General features: G+C 58.8%; 1 protein-coding gene. It reads right to left on the minus strand.

All coding sequences use genetic code 11. The annotated features are described in order from the left end of the window. Positions 1 to 115: 115 nt before the first annotated feature. The coding region (locus tag QP415_RS10900) for a phage tail tube protein (RefSeq protein WP_285100072.1) at positions 116 to 376 on the minus strand (261 nt) is incomplete at its 5' end.

The following is a 376-nucleotide window of genomic DNA, read 5'->3' on the forward strand; positions in this document are numbered from 1 at the left end:
TATTTTGGGGCCGCCCCCTGGGGCGGGTAGGGCCTGGCCACCAGATGCTCCTACCCGCCCCACTACCGGCTGAAAGCAGTGTTTGGGGGCGGCAAAAGTAAACCGCCGAGGGGGATTACCCTGCGGCCGCTACAACCTTCACATTCTCGTAGGCATTTTGTACGCCCAGCGGGATAGTTCTCTTGATGTAGCCGGTCCGGTCAGAGGGCTTCTGCGGGGTGTCGGTTACGACCTCATAAATGTCTATCTCGTCGCCTACCTCGTAGTCCTTGTCGTATTCGGGGCCTTCACGTTCTACCAGCCAAAGCGTGGTGCCTTTAGTGCGGAGGGCCTCCCAAACGGTGGCTTCATCAGCTAGGGTTTTCCCGTGTTCATC

The sequence above is a fragment of the Pauljensenia sp. UMB3104 genome (assembly GCF_030217285.1).
Lineage (GTDB): Bacteria > Actinomycetota > Actinomycetes > Actinomycetales > Actinomycetaceae > Pauljensenia.